This window comes from Sphingobacterium multivorum (genome assembly GCF_039511225.1).
In the GTDB taxonomy this organism is placed as follows: domain Bacteria; phylum Bacteroidota; class Bacteroidia; order Sphingobacteriales; family Sphingobacteriaceae; genus Sphingobacterium.
The window spans coordinates 333,378-355,955 of record NZ_CP154261.1; the positions used below are offsets into that span (position 1 = coordinate 333,378).

14 protein-coding genes are annotated in these 22,578 nt (G+C 39.8%); 9 read left to right on the top strand and 5 right to left on the bottom strand.

The window, feature by feature from the left end:
- The first annotated feature begins 36 nt into the window (after positions 1-36).
- Positions 37-1,440 carry a RagB/SusD family nutrient uptake outer membrane protein gene (locus tag AAH582_RS01305; RefSeq protein WP_046674704.1) on the top strand — a complete coding sequence of 468 codons (1,404 nt, stop codon included), beginning with the start codon at positions 37-39 and terminating at the stop codon, positions 1,438-1,440.
- Between the two features lie 82 nt (positions 1,441-1,522).
- Positions 1,523-2,692 carry a redoxin domain-containing protein gene (locus tag AAH582_RS01310; protein ID WP_343321031.1) on the top strand — a complete coding sequence of 390 codons (1,170 nt, stop codon included), beginning with the start codon at positions 1,523-1,525 and terminating at the stop codon, positions 2,690-2,692.
- A gap of 129 nt (positions 2,693-2,821) precedes the next feature.
- Here the strand turns inward: AAH582_RS01310 and AAH582_RS01315 are convergent, their stop codons facing one another.
- Complete coding sequence (locus AAH582_RS01315) at positions 2,822-4,948, bottom strand: ATP-binding response regulator (RefSeq protein ID WP_343321032.1); 2,127 nt, start codon at positions 4,946-4,948, stop codon at positions 2,822-2,824.
- Between the two features lie 250 nt (positions 4,949-5,198).
- Here AAH582_RS01315 and AAH582_RS01320 point away from each other — a divergent pair, with 250 nt between their 5' ends.
- Positions 5,199-7,208: a beta-N-acetylhexosaminidase gene (locus tag AAH582_RS01320; protein ID WP_343321033.1), complete on the top strand. Its 2,010-nt coding sequence runs from the start codon at positions 5,199-5,201 to the stop codon at positions 7,206-7,208.
- 185 nt (positions 7,209-7,393) lie between these two features.
- Here AAH582_RS01320 and AAH582_RS01325 read toward each other — a convergent pair whose 3' ends face one another.
- Both AAH582_RS01325 and AAH582_RS01330 read right to left on the bottom strand, forming a co-directional pair.
- On the bottom strand, positions 7,394-7,672 hold the full coding sequence (locus AAH582_RS01325) for a DUF4342 domain-containing protein (protein WP_046674708.1): 279 nt from the start codon (positions 7,670-7,672) through the stop codon (positions 7,394-7,396).
- 255 nt (positions 7,673-7,927) lie between these two features.
- Positions 7,928-10,162, bottom strand: coding sequence for a glycoside hydrolase family 2 protein (locus AAH582_RS01330; RefSeq protein WP_343321034.1), 2,235 nt, complete (start codon positions 10,160-10,162; stop codon positions 7,928-7,930).
- Positions 10,163-10,641: 479 nt separating this feature from the next.
- Here AAH582_RS01330 and AAH582_RS01335 point away from each other — a divergent pair, with 479 nt between their 5' ends.
- Both AAH582_RS01335 and AAH582_RS01340 read left to right on the top strand, forming a co-directional pair.
- The gene (locus tag AAH582_RS01335; RefSeq protein ID WP_343321035.1) at positions 10,642-12,249 is read left to right on the top strand and encodes a beta-N-acetylhexosaminidase; all 1,608 of its coding nucleotides are present in this window, start codon (positions 10,642-10,644) and stop codon (positions 12,247-12,249) included.
- 182 nt (positions 12,250-12,431) lie between these two features.
- On the top strand, positions 12,432-13,940 hold the full coding sequence (locus AAH582_RS01340; RefSeq protein WP_343321036.1) for an alpha-L-fucosidase: 1,509 nt from the start codon (positions 12,432-12,434) through the stop codon (positions 13,938-13,940).
- Positions 13,941-14,072: 132 nt separating this feature from the next.
- Here AAH582_RS01340 and AAH582_RS01345 read toward each other — a convergent pair whose 3' ends face one another.
- Both AAH582_RS01345 and AAH582_RS01350 read right to left on the bottom strand, forming a co-directional pair.
- Entirely contained in the window at positions 14,073-14,732 is a 660-nt protein-coding gene (locus tag AAH582_RS01345; protein ID WP_286709596.1) for an HAD family hydrolase, read from the bottom strand.
- 64 nt (positions 14,733-14,796) lie between these two features.
- A complete protein-coding gene (locus tag AAH582_RS01350) occupies positions 14,797-16,401 on the bottom strand; it encodes a DNA/RNA non-specific endonuclease (protein ID WP_343321037.1) in 1,605 nt (534 codons plus the stop codon).
- A gap of 488 nt (positions 16,402-16,889) precedes the next feature.
- Here AAH582_RS01350 and AAH582_RS01355 point away from each other — a divergent pair, with 488 nt between their 5' ends.
- The 4 genes from AAH582_RS01355 (at position 16,890) to AAH582_RS01370 (ending at position 22,488) form a co-directional block, all read left to right on the top strand.
- Complete coding sequence (locus AAH582_RS01355) at positions 16,890-17,594, top strand: hypothetical protein (RefSeq protein WP_053003757.1); 705 nt, start codon at positions 16,890-16,892, stop codon at positions 17,592-17,594.
- Positions 17,595-17,684: 90 nt separating this feature from the next.
- The gene (locus tag AAH582_RS01360; protein ID WP_343321038.1) at positions 17,685-19,655 is read left to right on the top strand and encodes a hypothetical protein; all 1,971 of its coding nucleotides are present in this window, start codon (positions 17,685-17,687) and stop codon (positions 19,653-19,655) included.
- Positions 19,656-19,830: 175 nt separating this feature from the next.
- Positions 19,831-20,631 carry a tyrosine-protein phosphatase gene (locus AAH582_RS01365; protein ID WP_231585285.1) on the top strand — a complete coding sequence of 267 codons (801 nt, stop codon included), beginning with the start codon at positions 19,831-19,833 and terminating at the stop codon, positions 20,629-20,631.
- 273 nt (positions 20,632-20,904) lie between these two features.
- Positions 20,905-22,488, top strand: coding sequence for a DUF3843 family protein (locus AAH582_RS01370; RefSeq protein ID WP_197084064.1), 1,584 nt, complete (start codon positions 20,905-20,907; stop codon positions 22,486-22,488).
- Positions 22,489-22,578: the final 90 nt, after the last annotated feature.

The window sequence follows — 22,578 nt, forward strand, 5'->3', positions numbered from 1 at the left end:
AATGATGTGTATTAAGACTACTAAAATAATAAACGAATGAAAAAGACCTTTCCACTATACTTCCTGTTAATTGCTTTGGCGGGATTAAATGCCTCTTGTGATAAGACGCTCAATGCGTTGCCAACACAGGAAAAAGTTGATGATAATGTTATTGTTGACCAAAAAAGCGCGGAAATTGCGTTGAATGGTGCCTACTATTTATTTGTCAATGTAACTGAGAATAGAACAACAGGGCTACCGGGAACGACCTGGGGCCCTTCTCATGAAGTCCTTCCAGCACGCTTTGCTGGGCTCATAGAAGATTATCAGGGTCCCAGTCAAGCTGATATGCATACCTTAAAATCCCGCGATGGTGAGGCACTTAATATCTGGAATGAAGGCTATAAACTCGCAAATGCTGCCAATGGAGTTATTGCCGGAATTGATGCCATAAATGAACAAAAGTTTGGCGGCAAAAGACGCGATGAAATACTCGGTGAAGTTCGTTTCTTGCGCGCTTATGCAAATTTTAAACTGCTGGCTTATTACGGGGAATTTTTTGATATCAATAGTAATTTTGGAGTAATGATCCGTACAAAGCCTGTGACGGTATCTACTATTGCTACGCCACGAAAAAAAGTAAAAGATACTTACGATTTTATTTTGGAAGATGTTGACTATGCCATTGCCCATGCCCCTGAAACGAATCCTAATTATTATGCAACTAAATGGGCCGCCATTTTGCTCAAAATGCGTGTTTTGATGTTGAGACAAGCCGCCTCTGATTATCCGACGGTGGTCACATTGGCTAACCAGCTCATCGAACAATCCCCCTATGCTCTTGAAGCTCATGTGGAGGACCTTTTCTCTACAAAAGGGTTGGCTAGTAAAGAAGTGATTCTCGGTACAAAGGCCTTTGCTAACCAAATTGCTGAAATGGAGAAGTACTATTTCCGGGCAAATTATACATATAATGCAACTCCATTTTTATTGGATCTCTTGAAAAATGATCCAAGAGCCAACTGGATGATTGGCACAGTCGCCAAACGTCAAGTTTTTAAGAAGCATACCGGAGGACAAGCGGAAGCTAAGTTTATTTTCCGTTTGACCGAAGCCTATTTATTGAAAGCTGAGGCTCTCGCCAAATCAAATGGAAGTTTGACCGAAGTTCGGGACCTACTTAAAATTGTTAAAGCGAAAGCTGGAATTACAGATTTTACGGGACTAAACGCTATGAATACACGTGAGCAGCTTACGATGGAAGTTTTTAGGGAAATAATCCGGAGTCTCACTGCCGAAGATGGTTCTGATTGGATGGCCTTGTTGCGTTTACCCTTTGAAACACTAAAACAATTCAATGGTAATATTAAGGAAAAATGGCAATATATATTACCGGTTCCCTACGCAGAATATGAAAAAAATCCAACCTTCGGAGAGCAAAATCCTGGATATGGCTGGTAAAAGTTAGGTGAGTTGTAGAATTAACGCAACATAAACATAAAGAAATAATTAAATGAAACATATGTTAAAAATAGCCGCCCTTATGGTATTTCCTATAATGGGAATGGCACAGAAAAAGTTTGTTCTGGACGGCGAACTTAAAAATGGGACAATCGAAAAGCTTTATCTTTTTTATATGGACGGTCAAGGGAAACAAGTATCTGATAGCGCTTCGGTCGTCAAAAACCATTTTCAATTTAAAGGTACACTTCCCGAGCCTACTCTGGCATTTCTAACCAGATCGTCGGATCCAGAGCGCGCAAATGAAGGCGATTATACACAAATGTACCTGGAGCCTACCAAAATGAAATTGGAGTTTCAAGATGATAACCTAAAAAACTATACGCTAACTGGATCGAAATTGGATGCCGAACACAAGCAGTTGGAGCAAGAAAAGGCAGGTATTAGAAAAGGGATGGAACCCATCAGTAAGGCTTATGCTGCTAAAAATAAGGAATATAGTCGTGCTGAGCGAGAACTGGAAGATTTGGAAAAGAAAGTAAAGTTACTTAGTGAAGAGGCTGCTAATATCAAGAATCAATTTGAGCCTTTTAATGAAAAAGCAGCCCAGATTGATATGGCCTTTATCAAAGAACATCCACAATCGTTTTTGAGCCCTTATTTGTTGCTATTCAGAATGAACAGTTTGCCTTTGGAAGAAACTGAAACATTGTTTGCTGGTTTTTCCAAGGAGGTACAAAATAGTCATTTTGGAAAAGATGTTTCGAAAAAGCTAGATGAAAGTCGAAGTGGTGCCGTTGGCAAGACTGCTCCGGTATTTGGTACGACCGATATCGACGGTAAACCGCTGAGTTTGTCAGATTTCAAAGGCAAGTATGTCTTGTTGGATTTCTGGGCTAGCTGGTGTGTGCCCTGTCGTAAAGGGAATCCACATCTTATTAAGTTGTATCAGCAATATAAAAGTAAAGGTTTTGAAATCATAGGGATTGCAGATGATGACAGCAAACCTGAAAAGTGGCACAAGGCAGTGGAACAAGATGAAATTGGCATTTGGAAACATGTTTTACGCGGGGCAAAATTCGATGGAACAAATTTTGATCTTAGCAAAGATGTAACGAAGGGTTATGGTGTCAGTTCGTTACCTACTAAAGTGTTAATAGATCCGCAAGGTATTATTATCGGACGTTATGGTGGTGGCAATGGCGGTTCGGACGAACAGTTGGATGCCAAACTTGCTGAATTATTTAAATAATAGCATATCTTGTACGTAACGATATTCTGCGAGGCTACGGTCACTTTTGTATTACAGGTATATCGTGTAAAAGAAATAAGGGGGCTGTCTTTGACAGCCCCCTTATTTCTTTCACTTATACGGCTTAGCTTACGAAATCCGTGCAACGAGCTGAGCAAGGATAGCTTTGTCCAGAGGTTTGGTCATAATGCCATCAAAGTGATGTGCCTGTCCTGCTGGAACCTGCATGGTTACTTGGGATTCGTCCGATGTGAGTGCGATAACTTTGCTAGTCCATCCCTGTATAAGATTGTTGTCTTTAACCATATTGAGGATGTCCCAACCAGTAGGACCATGCATTTTGAGATCGGTGATAATAATATCCGTTCTATTTTCCTTCAGATAGGCCATTGCTGCAGATGAATCCTGATAGATTTTAACATCTTCGAAATGTTGCAATGCCTGTTTTACAAATAAATTATTGATTGGATTGTCATCAATAACGACAAAGCGTAGCTCTTTTGAGAGATTATCCAAGCTCGTAATTTGTTTTCTATTTTTCTTTTCTTCCGTAAACGGAACGACCAATGTAAATGTTGATCCTTTACCTTGTTGACTGCTAACGCTTAACGTTCCGTTTAGCTGTTCGGCCATAAGCTTAGAAATATGTAATCCCAATCCAAAACTATGCTTGGATTTCTGATCAGTCATATAATACTGTTCGAAAATATGTCCTTGATCTTTTGCAGAAATACCTTTTCCAGTATCGTTGACTACTATATGTAATTTGGGCGCTTGATCTCTGCTGATAAATGCTTTCACCTCGATCTGCCCCTTATCTGTATATTTAATCGCGTTGCTCAGCAGATTGGAAACAATTTGGCGTACACGATATGTACCGCTTTTGATCAAGATGTCGGGATTGATATCAATGTGACTGATGAGTTTCAGTCCTTTTTTGTCTGCCTGAGCCTGTTGCATTTTAATGAGGTTGGCGAGTAATTGCGTTGGCGAAAAATACTCAGCCTTAATTTCCAGTGTGCCAGATTCTAGTTTACCGAGATTCAAAATATCTTCAACGGTATCATTGATCACGTGGATATCTTGTGTAATGGAGTCTAATAAAACAGGATCGACGCGATTGTTCGCTGCATTGCTTTTTAGTAAATCAATAATGCTGACCAAAGAATTGACCGGTGTCCGTACGTCATGACTTATATTAGCTAATATACTGGCCTTTTCCTTTGATGTCTGTAAGGCATAGTCTCGGGCAGCGGTAAGCTTACGCTCATAGACGAGTGTATTATAGTGGTAAGACAACAGCAGTGTCACCATAATAATCATGAGAATAATAGAAGCGATGACTTGTTTGCCAAAAATGGAAGAGTTTTCCCTGTAAAGTTTGAAATCTTGAATTTCAGCAGCTCTTAATGTCTCATCTTCATGGGTTTTAATACGAAGCAAGGCCGTGCTAATTGTACTAAATAAGTTGTAATTAGATTGTAGTAGCTGTCTTTCCTTGTGCTGAAGCTCAGCAAATGAACGACGAATCTTACTGAAATCTTGCCGGTGAAATGTTTCGTTCTGTTCAATCAAACTTTGGATCTGGCTATGTATAGCCTTGATTTGATTAACGTTGAAATTCTGTTGCAGCTTGTCAGCAACTAAAGTGTCATTTTTCGCTTTGAAAATTCTGTTGAAGAGTTTTTCTTTCTTTCGGACAATGGTGTCCTTCTTACTTACATTGAGTGCGGTATCGCGTAATATTTTATTGACAACAGAATCTGCAAGTATCCGATTGTTCCCCGGTCGAATGGTTCTGTTTGTATTAGTCAAGAGTGAAAGCGAGTCTTTTGCCAAAAAAATCATGTTGTCGACAGATTTTTTAATCTGTGCGAATTCGTCCGAAAGCGAAATATTCTGTTCCAAAGAGGTATTTGTAGCAGCGGTAAGTCCTTTTTGGGAAGATAATTTAGATAAGGAGTCAATATAAAATCTTAGCGTGTCTAAACTATTGCTATAATGCTTTAAATTTTCGGCACTGAAGTCTACGGTATAGGAACGAAAAGCATTTCCAGCAGCATTATAGGAGGAGAAGAGTTCGTAGAAAAGGTTCGTCAATTGATTTTTAGAACTGTATGCTTTGTTTAAACGAGTTTCAGTCTTTTGGTACTCAATATATTGATAGGTAAATATCGATCCGATATAAACCAAGGAAAGAATCAGAAAAGCAATTAAAACTGTCCTGAAAATAAATAATTTTTTACTGTTTTTCACGTTATTGTTCTTTCACCCCAATAAGTTAACTATAGCCTGTTTTGTTTTGTCTGGAAGTCAAATTTAATACTAAAAAATCATATCCGTTGCTTGCAGCTGTAGATAGCCAGCTACTTTTTTAAAATCTTACACAATCGTTTGATTGAGAGTTGGTGTAGAAGGATCCTATTTTATTTTTTATTTTGCATAGTGAAACCCATACGTGGTCTTTTTAGAACCTCTTTATTTAGAAATAAAAACTTAAATTTTAATGAAAACACTCTTCTGTTCGATAGCCTTATCCCTATTATTTACGCAAGAACTCCATGCGCAGTCTGGGGTTAATATTATCCCCCAGCCTCAGGAAATCAATGTAGGAGCTGGCCAGTTTCAGTTAAATCCACAGACTACCTTAAGCTTTAAGAACTGCGTTGTGAAAGATGTGTCTTTGTTTGTTGAGCAGCTGAGAAAAGTAACACATTATCCCCTGAACGTGAAGAAGCAAGCAAGCAATAACATTGAATTTAGACTGGTTCCTAAATTGACCCTGCCAAATGACGAAGGCTATCAGCTTGAGGTTTCCAATCGGGGAGTTGTCGTGACAGCAAAAAGTTCGCTTGGACTTTTCAATGCAACGCAATCACTGCGCCAACTTTTACCGACAGCTTTCGAGGGTAGTAACTCTACCAAAGAAATAAGCTGGAATATTCCGGCAGTGAGCATTAAAGATTATCCGCGTTATCATTGGCGCGGTTATATGAAAGACGTAAGCCGGACATTCTTTGATGTGAAAACCGTGAAAAAGTATTTGGATGTCATGGCCCTGTACAAAATGAATACTTTTCATTGGCATTTGACGGATGATCAGGGCTGGCGGATTGAAATCAAGAAATATCCGAAATTGACCCTGGAAAATGCGACGGTATTTCATCGAACAGAAAAGCAACCTGCAGAACGCAGTGGATTTTATACGCAGGAGCAGATCAAGGAAGTTGTCCAATATGCCCGGGAGCGTAATATTACGATTGTGCCCGAGATTGATGTCCCCGGACATTCATGGCCGACCATATTAGCCTACCCTGAACTTGGGGTCAACAAAAATTCCTATCCCAATCACATCTTTCCTTTTGTGTCATCTTGGGGATATTGGGGAAATCAGTTTACGCCCAATACATTGGATCCCACAAAAGAGCTTACGTATGAATTCTTGAATAATGTGTTCACCGAAGTCGCTAATCTCTTTCCGGGTAGTTATATTCATTTTGGAGGGGATGAGGTTCGCCATGATTTGTGGGAAAAAGAGGCTCATGTGCAGGATTTTATGAAAGAGCACCATATTAAGGATGTCAAAGCCCTGCAGAGTTATTTCGTACAACGCGTTTCTGCTATCATTGTTCAAAAAGGTAAAAAACCGATCGGCTGGAATGATATCTTAGCAGATGCGGAAAACTTACCGAAAAGCACAGCAATTATGAGCTGGCTTGGTGAAGAAGCGATCAAGGAGGCAACTAAAGATGGGTTTAAAGCCGTAGCGACCCCTGCATCTCATCTCTATTTTGATATTACGCAGGCCGATCGTAATGATGGGACCATGACTGACTTGGCCTATCCTCAAATAAATTCGCTGAAAAGGGTGTACGAATTTGATCCTTCTGGGGGGCTTAGTCCGGCCGAGGAGCAGCTTGTTCTCGGTGTGCAGGGAAATATGTGGACTGCTTTGGCGCAGGATATTAAAGATCTGAACGTACAGAATTTTCCGAGATTACTTGCTGTAGCCGAAATCGGATGGTCGTCCAAATCAGCGAAAGATTACGAAGCTTTCAACCAGCGATTGGATGCAAATCTTCCAAGATTGGATTCCATGCGTATTGATTATTATCGCCCCGGGGGATATATTGCGGGGGCATGGGGGCCTAATGATATCAGGGAATCGTATAGTTTTTTGAATTTTGATGTGACGAAAAAGATTTACGATAACGGAAGGGCACAAGCTGGATTTTTCTTTGTGGACGGTAAGAATTTTCTGGAGATTGATGCTGTACAATTACTGCAGGACGGACGTGTCATCGCAGAAGATGGACATCACGCACTTGCGGATAAATTTAGAGGAACCAATAAGATCAAACCTTTTTATTACAATTTTACAGTAACAAATTATAATCCGCAATCGAAGTACGAGATCAAAGCCCGCGTCAGAGGTGCTGGTGGTGTGGATTCAAAAGGGAACTTTACCTTTAATTTGTCCCCTAGCACGGCTTTTGATAAAATAGAAAGGAAATAAGAGGATCTTTTTCTGCCGATACAATCCGTTGTGGAAACTGTTCATAATTCAGGTTCAACACTTTGATAATTAGTTATCCGAAATGTTGGTGTAGCATGTATATGTAAAATCTTATACAAAGAGCTATGGCTGTCCAACCATTGGATAGCCATAGCTCTTTATAAGTTAAGTTATAGACGCTTTATTTATTCGAGCTCAATCATCTTTTGATTTGCATGCTCTTCCTTTACTTCTTGAAGGATTGCAATTTCAATAGGTGCAATCAGGCTAAGAATAATCAGTACAATGAAAGCTACAGGGAAAATAATTCCGATGATTACAGCCAATAACAAGGAGATATTTAAGTATTCTTGTCCATTCTTGGATGAAACTTTTAAACGGGAGCTTTTGAAGGAATCAAAAAGATCTTGAAAAGCTTTAGTAATTGTTTTACTGTTGATGCTGAATGTTGTTTTAGTTGCCATGATGTTTATTTTTAATGTTTTTATTTCTTATTTGATGACTCAAAGATAGCACGGAAATAAGAGGCATACGATACCCATTAGGCCAGTCTCGAGACAATCTCGGTAAACGACCAGCTTTTATCGGTTAATACTCTGCTGAGATTAAGGAAATTGATATGATTATCACTATAACTGACGGGAGATATATCCTAAAACAAAAAACAGGAGTAGCCTAAAAGCTACCCCTGTTTTTTGTCACTTATTTTGCTAATGTAATTATAGACCTACATGCTCTGTTTTCGATTTTGTTGGTCCCGATGGTCCTTGCTTAAATGCGGGGTCATAGTTCCATTCAATTGTGTCGGTTAATACCTTACCGTCTTTTTGGATTACTTTTGCTTCAACAGTATTCTTACCCTGTTTTAGCTTCACGTTTTCGAAGATGTAATGTACATTGGTCTGGCCAATTTTGGCCCCTTTGATCGTTTGTCCATTGATAATCAATGTTGGCTCTCCTCTGTTCGAATAAACGGTAATAGGGGTGATTTCATTGCCTCTGTTGATCATGCGTCGCTGCGTGATATATAACACCGGTTCTTTGCTCCAGTTGGCTTTGTACCAATAAAAACCATCTTTCTTCAATTTACGGTCAAAGGACACCAGACCTTTATAATTTCTGGGATTGACATTAAGACCGGTAATTGGTGTTGCGAAATCAAAGGTGTTCCATACATAGGAACCTAAGAAAATCGGATTTTTAGCGATTACCCCCCAGTGGATCTCATGAAATTTTGTGGCATACTCTTCAGGGAAGAATGAAGGATTACTCCATTGATTGCCAAAATTACCAACTTCTTCCGCCTGGTCTTCGGGAATGGCTTCTGCACCATATTCCGAAAAGATAATCCGGTAATCTTTGAATTCTTCACTGATACGTTTAGCCCAGGAGGCGACATCATCTTCTTTGTCTGATTTGTCTTCCAATTCGCCATTATACCAGCCGAAGTAATGGTTAATACCCTGTACATCCGCGTTATTATTGACGGCGTGGTTGATAACATTATATCCACTGACAGAAACAGTATAGCGATCTGGGTCTTCAGATTTGGCAAGATCGTTTAATTTGGTTGTCAAATCGATCGTATAGGCTGACGGTGTATACACCTCATTGTGCATCCCCCAAATGTAAATTGATGGATGATTGAAGTTTTGTCGGATCAATTCTTTCAATTGTTGTTGTGCATTATTCTCTTCGAATGTACTTACACGATTGACAAAGGGTATTTCGGCCCAGATCACCAAGCCGATGCTATCACATTTTGAATAGAAATATTCGGATTGCTGATAGTGTGCCAGTCGAATCGATGTTGCGCCCATTTCTTTGATAATCGCGAGGTCTTCGTCGTGGTCTGCATTGCTCAGGGCAGATCCTTTTCCCAGACGATCCTGATGGCGACAAACGCCATGTAAGGGGTATTTAATATCATTCAGGAAAAATCCCTCTCCTGTGCGTAGCTCAAATTTACGAAGGCCAAGGGGGGCTGTCACCTCATCGATAACCTCGCCATTCTTTTTGATTTGCGTGACGACCTTATAGAGATAGGGATCATCTAAACCTTGCCATAAATGCGGGCTCTTGACCAGAATTTGTTGTGTAACGGTCTGCCGGCCCTGTGGTAGCAACGTGTAGGGCGTATTTTGTTTGGCTTTGATCGATCCGTCTTTTTCGAAAACCGTTGTTAGTAATTCAATAGGCTGTTTTTTTCCGGATTTGTTGTCTATTTTTATTTTTACGGCAACGTCAGCTGTTTTCTTGGAGACATTTTTTTGCGTAATGTAGATTCCTTTGGCTGCAAAATCATTTACCGCAATATTGATTTCATCGGTTACAATAAGTTCGACTGGTCTATAAATACCGCCATACATTGGGAAAAGGGTATGGTTGACAGGAATGACCTGTGGGGTAGCCTCATTATTTACCTTCACCAAAATCTCGTTTTCTTTCCCAAATTGGAGCATACTGGTCAGTTCGAATACAAATGCGGAATAACCGCCCTGATGTCTGCCCACGAAGTTATAATTTCCATTGCGTTGTGTATTGTCATAGGTAATTTCATTCTTGCCTTCTTTGGTCGGAAGGGGCTGATTGTTTACGTATACTTCTGTGTTGGTATTGACTCCTTCAAATCGAATGAAAATGCGTTTGCCTTTCCATGCTGTTTCGGGCACAAATGACTTACGATAATAAGCGTCGCCGGTATAAAAGCGTTCATTTTTTCCTAAGCTACCAGACTTAATCTCTTTGGTCTGCATATCGTTTGCATTCCAGGTGTGCGGTAAATTGACAAGCTGCCATTTCCCTTCAAATAGTTGATTATAATCTAGTGTCGACGTAGAAAAAGGCCCCTTTTTGAAAGTCCAGCTGGTATTAAATGGAACTACGGTTCGTGCTTGTACGTTCAATAGCAGTATTCCAATAAAGATTAAGGTATAAAATATCTTTTTTATCATACGGTTTTAACTTAGGATATTGTATTTATGTCTTCAAATATAGCTAACAAAATGATAATGACTAATTGGACTATCATCGGGAAAACTGCTATTTGAGCTTGTTTTTAATTAAAAGTGATTAAAATGTTGTTGTTGATTATTCTTTTTTCTTTATTCGCTTTGTTGCGTTCATTCACTACAACGTTTTCGAGACTTGCGCAAACGATTGACTATACATGGACTACTGTAATAAATAATAAATTCTTTACCATTGTATTAGAGGATGAAATATAGACGAAGCCAATGTAAACCGTTCATATGATGGGTTTTCGCACTTATTTTGCTTTGTGCATTGGCTATCGTGGGTCAATAATTACTCAAACCAGGTTCAAAAATGAGTGATTGAACCCATTCAGAGACAAATGCCTTTACATGAGCAGATTTAATCTGATGAGTGAAAGAAGAAGGATTATGATGAGTAGAAAAAAACTATAAAACGAATGAAACATAGATTAACAGGAACATTTCTTTTGCTATTCTTGCTGATGCAGTCTGTGGAAGCACAGGTTGCTATTATCCCACGTCCGCAGCAGCAGGAGGCGCGGAAGGGGAAATTTATCCTAGGTAGAAATATAGGTATTATAAGCGACCCATATTTTGATCCCACGATAGTATATTTCAAGAAGCTCCTGCTTGGGCGTTTCGGGATTTCGGCCTATGCTGTGACCAAGGTCGATGAAGCCCAAGTTAGGGTAAGCTGGGATAAAACACTTGAACATGAAGCCTATCGTTTGCAGATAGATCCTACTCATATTCGAATTTATGCCTCAGATAAATCGGGACTCGTCAATGGAATTGCAAGTTTAGATCAATTGTTGTCTGTGGCAGCACAAAGAGGTGATCAGCGTGAGTTGGATGCTGTAGACATCAAAGATAAAGCACAATTTGCCTGGCGTGGTTTTATGTTGGATGAGTCGAGACACTTCTTTGGGAAGGAAAAAGTAAAGTCATTGTTGGACTGGATGGCTTTTTATAAATTGAACAAGTTTCACTGGCATTTGACGGATGAGCCTGCCTGGCGTCTTAGTATACAACGTTATCCCTGGCTGACTCAAATAGGAGGTATAGGCAATTATTTCGACCCCTATGCCGGAGTACAGTTTTACACACAAAATGATATCAGTGAGATTATTGCTTATGCGGATGAACGTAATATTGAGGTCATTCCTGAGATTGATATGCCTGGGCATGCAACAGCGGCAAATCGCGCGTATCCATTTTTATCGGGCGGGGGTAATGAAAAACACCCTGATTTTACCTTTCACCCAGCAAAAAATACGACATATTCTTTTTTAACCCATGTGTTGCGCGAGGTAAAAGCGCTTTTTCCTTCGACTTACATTCATTTAGGCGGAGATGAGGTTGCTTTTGGTAGTGATGCCTGGAATAATGACCGGCAGGTTCAGGAGTTAAAAAAGGCGGAAGGCCTGAAATCCAATAAGGAGGTAGAAGCGTATTTTATTCGACGTATGGCAGACTCCGTGGCCCGAATAAATGGAAAAATTATTGTTTGGGATGAAATGGTAGAAGCTCAACTGAACCCGGCGAAAACTGTCATGATGTGGTGGCGCCACGACAAACCCGAACAGCTCAACAAAATTTTGGAAAAAGGATATCAGGCTATACTCACGCCGCGTTTGCCTTTGTACTTCGATTTTGTGCAGCAGGAAAACCATCGGTATGGACGGAAATGGGGCAAAGGGTTTAATCCCATTCAAGATGTCTACAATTTTGCAGGCGAACAGCTGGACAGTTTAGGTGGTCGAAGAAAACAGCTATTGGGCATCCAAGCTAATCTATGGACTGAAACCGTCACGAATAACAATCGATTGGATTATCTCGTCTTTCCGAGAATTGCGGCATTAGCGGAAGCGGCCTGGACACCTGGCAAGCAACGTAATTTTGATCAGTTTTCACATGTGTTGAAACAGCATTTAGCGCTGTATCGCGAGCAGGGGCTCTATTACTTTGATCCATTTCAGGACAGTAATCCCGAGCCGGTCGTCATGAAGAAAGCGCAAAAACAGTATATTGATAGTCCCAACTAGATCAGTGATTTGTCTTTGACGGGGAGTGGTGTAATTGGCAATGATGATGTCAGATCTTTTGGAATCAAACAAATACTGTAGATTTTTTAGAAGCATTATGCAGATGTGAAAGTTTGTGCTTTTGCATGAATGTCCAGGAAGAGAACAAATGAGAACCTTGTAATAAAACAATTAGATAAAATATGATAAGCTATAACAGATTGATGGTGACCTTGCTGTTGGCTGGAGGGCTGTTGGCCGGCAAAACTGTTTCTGCCCAATGGACTGGTCCACGCAAAAAGGTGGAGCAAAGAATTGAGGTAAAATATGGGCCTTTAACGCCGGCGCATCGAACCGATGAGGCAATGGCACGTTTTCGTAGCTATGGTTTAGGACAGTTTATCCATTGGGGCCTCTATGCTATTCCAGGAAATGAGTGGGAGGGCGTAAGTGCTCGAAAAGGTGCAGCCGCTTCCGAATGGATTCGTACCTGGAGCGGACCTACGGCACCGAAGGACTGGAAAAACACCTATGATAATTTATATAAGCAATTTAACCCCAAAGGATTTGACGCAAAGCTATGGGCTAAACAGGCCAAAGAAATGGGAGCAAAATACCTGATTTTTACCACCAAACATCATGACGGATTTGCCTTATGGCCTTCGAAATACACAGATTATACCATTCAGAAAAGCCCATATAAAAAAGATATTGTCAAGCAGGTTGTAGACGCTTACACAGCCGAAGGTATAGATGTATTTTTGTATTTTTCGATCTTGGAATGGAATAATTCAAACTATATTGGAAAGGCGCCGTCTACACCGGAAGAAAAGGCAAAATTCAACAAGTTTTTAGAATATACCCGTAATCAATTATTGGAGCTTCTTCAAAATTATCCCCAGATAAAAGGTTTTTGGTTTGATGGTACCTGGGATCAGTCCTGGATTAAGTCCTATGACTTTACCTATAAACTGGAAAAGGAACTCCGCGAGAAGCATCCGGGGTTAATCATCGGTAGCCGTTTTCGAAACGATGAATTTGGAAAACGACATTTCGATTCGAATGGCGATATGCTGGGAGATTATGAGCAAGGATGGGAACGCAAAATGCCGAAGGAATTTGAATGGTTGGAAGGACGTGATTGGGATTGTGTCATGACGATACCACCCAATGGCTGGGGTTACATGAAAGATTGGTCGGGTATTTATACAAAGACATCCGACGATTTGATCGATATGTTGATGAACTGTGTATCGATGAACGGCAATTTCGTGTTGAATTTTGGTCCGGACGGAAATGGTCGGATGCATCCGGGAGAGGATAAACTGGCGAAAGAGATCGGTGACTGGATCAAGATTAACGGAGAGGCCGTGTATGGTGTTCGGCATGCGGGGCTGGCTCCATCTAAATTGGGCTATTTTACCAAAAAGGAGGATAATCTCTATCTTACGGTCTTTAATCGCCCGGTCAACAATATTGTCCGTATTGCTGTACCGAAGAATGCAACAACGGTTCCGGTAACGGCAGCATTACTTCAAAATGATCAAACCTTGGTTTTAAAGCAAGCTGAAATCGGCATAGACCTTGATAAGAATACGTACTACGATATTGTACTTCCAGACGCATTTGTCGCCAATAAGGCTTTTGTTATAAAAATGAAGCTTGGTCATCCAAAAGGACAGCGTGAGCAACTAATGGATGCAAAAATGTAGGCTCAGGACATTATAGGAAATTTCCCTGATTTCATCGGATCGCCAATAGCAATGGTACCGAATCAACGACATTAGGATGGATCTAATAAAAACGGCACTTAAATCGCTATCGGTTAAAGTGCCGTTTTTCTGTTATATCAGTGTTGTTGCTGTAATATTGAGGAGCTCGCTTGGGGTATGGATAATGTATTTTGCCCCGTGTTGTCTCAATTCGTCTTCATCGCGAAAGCCCCAGGTAACACCGATTGCTGTTACCCCGGCATTATTGGCCGTATCCATATCGACCGATGAATCACCGACATACAGGCAATTTTGTTTGTTGACACCTAATGTCTCAAGGCTATCTAGGACGATTGCGGGATCGGGTTTGGCTGGATGACCAGCGCGATGGCCCAGGACAAGGTCAAATGGAATATCGGGGAAGTATTGTTGCATCAGTGGGATGACTGCCTCGTGGTATTTATTGGACGCCACGGAGATGAGGTAACCTAAAGACTTCAATTCTTGAAGCAGCGATACAATTCCCGGGTAAGGCCGTGTATGCGATACAGGTTTTTGTTCATAATAGCTTTTAAAAGCTCCAAGTAAGACTGTAATCGTCTCTGCCGTTCGTGCTTCTTCGGGCAATGCCCTTTCGATGAGTTTCTGTACGCCATTGCCTACAAATTTCTTATAAGCAACGAGTGGATGCGTTGGATATCCATGCTGTTCAAGAATAGCATTGCAGCTGTCCCCCAGGTCTTGTAATGTATCTAGCAGTGTTCCGTCCAGATCAAATATGATAAGTTTCATTTGATAAATCTAGTAAAAATTGCGGTTGAACCATGGTAGAATAGTGAGATTAAATGGAGTTTAATTATTTCCAAATGGAGGTATTTATATTTCCTTTCTGTGTATCATTTAGATCGGGGAAAAAAGTGAATCCAGTTATTTTTTCCAGTTCGCTTACGGTTAACCTATAATTTTCGAACGTGCTTCCTGAAGGTGGAATGACATTGTCAATCTTATAACCAATGGTATAATATTCGTTTCCTTTTTTCATTGCCAAGGCTTTGAAATAGTATTTTGGTTTGGCAATATCTTTTCCATCGTTGTCCTGCGCAAAATCGAGGCTGTTTTCAGTGCTGGCCTTAGGTATTGCGCCAGTTACGACATACATCGTGTCACACTGTGCAGTCCAGGTTCTGACTTTCGTTTCGAGGTTTGCCCAAATACCTTGGTTAAGTCGTGAAACCTGTGCTGTCATGTTGGTAAAATAAAATGTTGTTTTATTTTGAGCAATATTGAGATTTCTGTCTGCACTTGGCAATTGGTGCCCTCTGTCGTACCCTGTTGGCTGAAATCCCTTAAATAGATTGGGTTGAAATGCTGTTGATACGGCAGGATCGTAACCCCAGGCATCCGTACGGTTGCCTGACCCTAGCACACTGTTGTATAAGGGGTATGCAACCCAATATGCCATTTTTAGCTTTTTGTCATATAGCATCGCATAATTTCTGCTGTCGCTTGCGTCGGGCATAAAATGTTGTATAAATACCTCATCACTGCTGAGATTACTCATTTTGGGTATTTCCAGATAAGCTTGTGATTCACCAATCCCGCCACTTGGTTTTCCATTGTCAATGGTGATATTAAAGCTATATTGGCTTCCGGCTGTTAAATTTTTTAAATCCCGATTTTGGGGTATTGTCCAGGTAAAGGCATCGCCATTAGTGGCAATAAACTTAATGGCCTTTCCTGTGATATCTTCGCCAGGAAGTAGCATAAATTCTATACGAGCGGTTTTATTGGTATTTAGTGATACCTTTTTTTGCACATCCTTTTTTTCGGTTGAATTAACAGTCAATTTTCCTGTTGTCAAATCGAATCCTCCTTGGATGCTTATCGCTGGCATTTTTACGATAATCTGATTGGCTTCCAATGCGGCTGTATTGGTTATGGATAGCTTAATGTTGACTTTGCTCAGTTGTCGTACAAAAATAAGTGGTACTGTATTGTTGTTTTTACCGATGTTTTTGGCATTGTTTGCATACATCAGGTCTAAGGCTGCCGGGTTGGACTGGTCACTTACATTGATGGGGTATTGAAAGCCAGCTAGCGATTTGTAAGGATAATAGGCGATGAAGTCCACTTTTTCATCGGGTAAGAAAACCAGGCTGTTACTTTGAAAAAGCGAACCGTTAAAAGTGAAAGGGTGATTTTGGACCTGGTTGATAAGTGACGTAGCTGCCAAAGGTTGGTCGGCTCTGTACATATATACACCAATTTGATCATTTTTATTCCAGGAACTCTCTGTCGTTTGTGTATTGATTTGGCCAACAATAGTAGGGGTAAATTGTACTGCTGCTCGGTCAATTCTAGTTTCCGTTTTCTGACAGGAGTTAAAAGTAAGCAATGCAATTATAAAGTAAGCTATCCGGAATATATTTTGATCCGGTATCGCTTTGGTCTTGTTCGTCATATGAATAGCTCGTGTATATTGATAAAGTGAAGGCAAAAATAGGCAAGTTGACTATAAATCGTAGCTATATTTCAGTGCTACTGGTTGTAAGATCTGTACTGAATTGATCTAGAGATAGATATTTTTTAGTAACTCTTTAGGTTTTTATAGCGTCTCATTGGATGTATATTTCGCATTTTTCAAACAGTTGTTAAGACAATAATAATCATTCATAAAAATATTTGCCAGCAAATATTTTACATACTTGTATAAAAAATCATTTAGTTTCCTGTTATCCTCGTGATGCGTAGTGGTAGGCTAACGCTTTTAATACCTTTTGGAAGAAATAAGAGCAAGGTGTCGATTGTCTTCATTTTCCCTGAAATCAGGTAGTAAAATGCATTTTCGTTTTTAATAAATTTGTCAATAAGAAAAAAATAGCACAATGTTTGCTGTTCATGTCAAAACATATATTGATTTGACAAATTATTAATCGTTACACTGCTGTAATGGAAGAAGTATTTAAAGTAAAAGGAAAATTGAATAGATTTTATGTGATTATCTGTGCTGTTGTCATGGTATTGACAGCATCGAGCTGCTTTGATTTTGTTGAGCAGATCGATTTAAAATCAGACGGTTCTGGACATATTGCCGCCACATTAAATTTGAGTAAAAGTAAAACCAAGGTGTCTTCTTTAATGAAAATGAAAAGTATTAAAGGAATCCGTATACCTTCTCAAGCGGACATGGAGAAAGAGATTCGATCTGCTGTTCAGCTACTCAAACAAACTAAAGGAATTTCTAATGTACAGTACAGCACAGATTTTTCCAATTATATCGTTAATATCTCCTGTGATTTCAGCCAGATAGAATCCTTGAACGCCTTTTCGGATATATTGGCAAATCGGTTTAAAACGAAGATATCGAATTCAAACCGCTATTATTATAATGCACAAAGCCATGTATTTGAACGCAAATTTGTGGCTTCTGCTGACTGGAAAGCAAAATTTAATCAACTGGGAAGCGATAATACAACTCAGTTTGCGGACGCATTCTATACGCAGATTGTACGTTTTGAAAAACCGGTTGTATCTCAGGCAAACAGTCTTGCAAAGGTTGCCGGAAATAAGAAAGGGGTCTTGCTAAAACTACCATTTATGGATTTGGTCTATGGTAAATCGAGCTTGGCAAATAAAATCACATTAACAAAATAACCTATAACATTGGTGAAACCGGGACTTCATTTAGTTGCTGAAAGCGCTTCTATAGAGCAGGTTCGGTATAGCTGAAAAATTATTTATACGATGAAATCAAAATTTATACTGCTAGGTTTAGCCTGTTTGTCTTTTGGGACAACTGTAAAGGCGCAGGACTTGATCAAACAAATCCCCGAGGATGCAGAAATGATTGCAGCTTTCCATATGAAAGATATTGTGCAGAAAGCAAATGCTAATAAACTGAACGAGTTACTTCAGAAGACTGGTTTTTTTGAGAAATCGGGAATTTCAGCGAACAATGATATTAAAAATTTGGGGGTAGACCTATCCCAGACAGCCTATTTTTATACCAGAAAAACCGATAGTATCAGTTTTACGGAATTTATGTTTTCCTTGAACAACAAGGGGCAATTTGAGAAACTGCTTCATGAGGCGGGTGAACCCAAGGCATTTGCAAATGGCTATACGAGCATAGGCCTCAAGTCGGGGAGTATGTTGGTATATAACGATCGAATCGCTCGATTTGTTTCGGCGACGACAAATACCACCTTTTTGGACAATGATTCAATAGCTAGTCGTTATGGAATCAAAAAGGTGGACTACGTCGCGCGTCCAGCTGATGACGAAGATGCTTGGGCAGATACAACTGTAGCCGCAATGGATTCTGCTGCGGTAGTCTGGGATGCAGATGAAAATCTAGCGGTGCCGGTATCTCCACCGGTTGCTATAGCTGCGGAGCCTGATACGATAGTAGGTGCTACGGAAGTACTGCCTCCTGTTGCTGATATTGCGATGGATGAAGCGGCAGAAATACATGATCCTAGTTATTATGATTCACTTTATACGGCCTATGAAGATCAAAATCGGAAAAACGATTCGATTCGTAACGGCTTACGCGATAAATGGTTATTGAACGAAGTTACCCGTTTGGTTTCAGGGAGTCATAAGTCTTTGTCAATTGCAGATCAGGAGAAGGTTTTAAAGAACCTCGGGCTTATTCGATTGTATGTTCCTCGTGTAGAGGATTTGTACCGTGGTCTTTTGCCTTATACGACCTCTCTTCCTTACTATTATATGGGAATCAAACTGGATAAGTTCAAGACGGGATATCAAGACGGTCTATTGGATTTAGTGCAAGAGGGCAATGTGCTGAAATTAAAGGGATCTGTGGGTTTAGATAGGGACCTTGCTGAGATGACCAAGAGAATGTATGCGCGAAAACCCAATTCGAAGTTCAGTAAATATTTAACGGATAAAACCTTAGGTTTTTTTAATGTGAACATTAATTCGGAGGCGTATCTAAAAGAGATGCCTGCTTATATGGCAAAATATTATAGCGGTCTATTGGGACCTCAACAGGACGTTGTGGAATGGGGATTGATGGCTCTCGAAATAGCGCTAGATGAAAAGGCCATTGCCGAGGTGATGCCAGGAGACCACTTGGTCGTCGTAAATGGTCTTCGGAAGTTCAAAAAAGACTATATTGATTACACCTATGACGATGATTATAATGCAACCGAAGTGAAAAAGACGAAGGAAGAAACGCTTCCAGTGTTTATTTGGATGTTCACATCGAAGGATCAACGGTTGATAAAAAAAGGCTTAGAAATGGCTGTTTCAAAGCAAGTCGGACAGGTTCATGACGGTATTTATGCGTTTTCAAAACAAAAAGCCAAGGATTTTCCAATATATGTTCTTTTAAAAGAAGACCTGGTCATGGTTAGTAATGATTCGCTGTCTTTGAACGATATCCGTCAGAACAGGATGAATGCGCCCCTAAATAAAGATTTTGCAAAGCTAATGAAGCAAAATAAGATGTCTGCAGCCATTGATCTGCAAAAGCTACCGGGTATGTTAAAGGAAATGGGCGTAACACCGGGAAGACAATGGGAAGCAACGGTGGCGCAGCTCAATCAATATGGCAGTACAGCGATTACTTCCAAGGGTGTAGTAGGCAACCGTGCTGAGGTTGAAATGTCGACACGACTGCCGCAGACGAGCGAGGGTGCGATCAGTTACTTACTGGATCAAATTATGGCGGAATTAAATAAAAAGTAACTAAAGAGGGCTCAAAAACAATTTTGTTGCACTATTGTTTCGGTTTCTTTTGTAATATTATGGTTATATTTTCATAATGTTAAAATAATATTAATGTCGTTTAACTTGTTTATGGTACTTTTGACATTTAATTCACTGCATAAATAGACAAACTAAACGATTTATACATCACAATATGGGGATATTTTCAAAACTGTTTGGAAACAAAACTCAGGATTCAAAAGTAAAGGTTGTCGGTAAACTGGCTTTCTTGGAAGTGGATATGCATAACCATATCCTTCCTGGAATTGATGATGGAAGTCAATCTATCGAACAATCCTTGACATTGTTGAAAGGACTTGGACGAATGGGCTTCGAGAAATTTATCTGTACACCGCATATTATGGATGGCGTGCATCCAAATTCGATTCGTACGATTGAAGCTGCTAGGGACAAGCTATTAGCTGGTCTAAAAGGTCTTCCAAATATACCCGAGATTCATGCCGCTGCTGAGCATATGATTGATGACGGAATTGCAAACCTCATTGGGGCGAATGAGCTATGTGTTATGCCAGGAGGTTATGTGCTTATTGAGATGTCTTATTTGCAGGAGTCCAAGGCACTATTTCAAACCATATTGGACATACAAAAGCTCGGTTATCAGCCTGTCTTGGCACATCCGGAACGTTATAACTATTATCATTATAACTTTAACATGTATAAACAGATCAAAGATGCCGGTTGTATGTTACAGCTGAACTTGTTATCGATCAGTCGGTATTATGGTGTTGAGGTAAAGTCTGCAGCTTTGACAATGATTAAGTCTGGAATGTATGATTTTGTAGGGACAGACGTGCACCACGAGCGGCATTTAGCTGCGCTGGAGGATGTGGTGGCTAAATATCCTGTGCGTGATTTACTCAAAACATGCACTATATTGAATCCGACATTGCAGGATCATTTAGGAAATAATAAGAATGTGATTGCTACAGGCTAACATTAAAACTATTCATTATAGAAAGAGATACCCTTTTAGGTATCTCTTTTTTTGTGACAGTTGTTCTGTATCGTAACAGACATCACCCACTTTTAATCCGATTAGCCTGAACCGCCGTGAGGTTGTATTTTAAAATTTTACAAGGAATGCCTGAGTGCTTGTTTGTTGTTTGTGGCCACCCTGATTGATATAGATTATTTTCGCCTGCGTTTGTGTTTTGCCCGTATGGATATTTCGAAAATTTGGCTACTTTTGGTTTTAGCATTTTTTCACATGAGAGGAAACAGAATTTTTATTCAAGACTGGATAGCACACCATACTTACCAAAAAACAAACGAGATAGATAGTTACTACTTACGTGTCGCAAATGAAATCAATGATAGTTTATCGACACTATGGTTTGAGGAGCAAGAAACCAATGAACTCATTCATACCGATGCTTTAAAGACATTAAGTATCTATTTAACATGTTACTTAGAAGACGTCATTGCGAAAACAGGGATTTTTGCTGCTTTTAGAACGATCCATACAGAACTATACAATCAACTTTTACCTTTTCATGCGGATAATGACCTAACAGATTATTATGCTGAGGATATTAATAGCGAAGATGTTGCTGTATTGACCTGGTTGTTTTTCAGTGAACGTAATCCACATTTATTTATCGATCCTCGTGGGCGTTTGATCCAGTTGGTGACTGATCTAGCTTATGCGATTCTGGAAGAACATTATGAAGTTGCTCCTGAAAACGAAAAGTTAAAGCTAGAATATGTTTTGGATGAAGGAGCCAACTATTTCGAAGTCCGCAATTTTATTGAAAAGCTTGTCGCTACAAATTACCTGACAGCAGGTGAATATAATACCAATCTCAATCATCTGATGCAGGTTGCGGAAATAGGGCGATATCAACACGATCAGAATCAGTTACAACAGATGATCTATCGGGTTAGAGATAACCATTTCAATAATTATAGACTGCATCTATATGCATTGAAGGCATCTGAATTTGTCGCTGCGGTGATCGGGAAAGAGCACCGTCTGCATGATATTGTCAAGACATTAGGTAATCGTATGAATAGCTTTTTCGAATTCGTTAAAACGGATGAGCTTTATGTGCATGTAAAACATATTGGTACAAAGACTGCATTTAAAATCTTCAAGGACTCTATACAGCAATTTGTTGAACCGACAGAAACCTTATCTTTTTATATGGAAATTGTGCCTTGGAAAGATGCATGGAACCTGTCGGGAATCATGACCGTTGTCAATGCCGAGGAAATAAATTTTGATTTACCTGAGCAGTATGAGATGACTTATCGCATTGAAGCCTTGAATGGTAAGGATAAGAGCTTGAAGAAAACGGAAAAGCAGCTGAAAGATATGGGTAAATTGTTCCAGTCGGAGCATAAGGCGGCCGTTGCGTTTATGGAAGGAAAGGAAGTGAAGGAATTTGCAACGGATTTCTTTAAGAAATATCAGCAAAAATATCCGAGTAAAGAAGAGTCTCCACTTCCGGAATCAAATTTGGATCTTACGGAAGATGCCCAAGTTACGGTATTCTTTAATCCAAAAACGGGTTTGGAAGTTTTTGGTGGTATAGCGGAATTTTTTCCATTAAAGAATAACAAGTTTGTGGAGAAAGATGATCAAAGTGAGGTGCCTTATGCGCGGTATTTTTTGAATCTTTTGGTTGAAGATTTTTTTCCAAGCGAATTGCCGAAGTACTATGTTAACCTATTTAAGGCGGAGGTAGATAAACAGTTCTTCTTTCCGTTGAATGATGCTGTACTTGATTTTTTTCTCCGTTTTTACAAACGAGGAACTTACTTCTTGGGGCCATTTCCGTTGTTAAAATAAATGGCTTAATTTCTTAAGAGATACAAAAAAGTCCCATTGCTTCTATGTGATGGGACTTTTTATGCAATACGACAGCTATGGTGTCGCTGT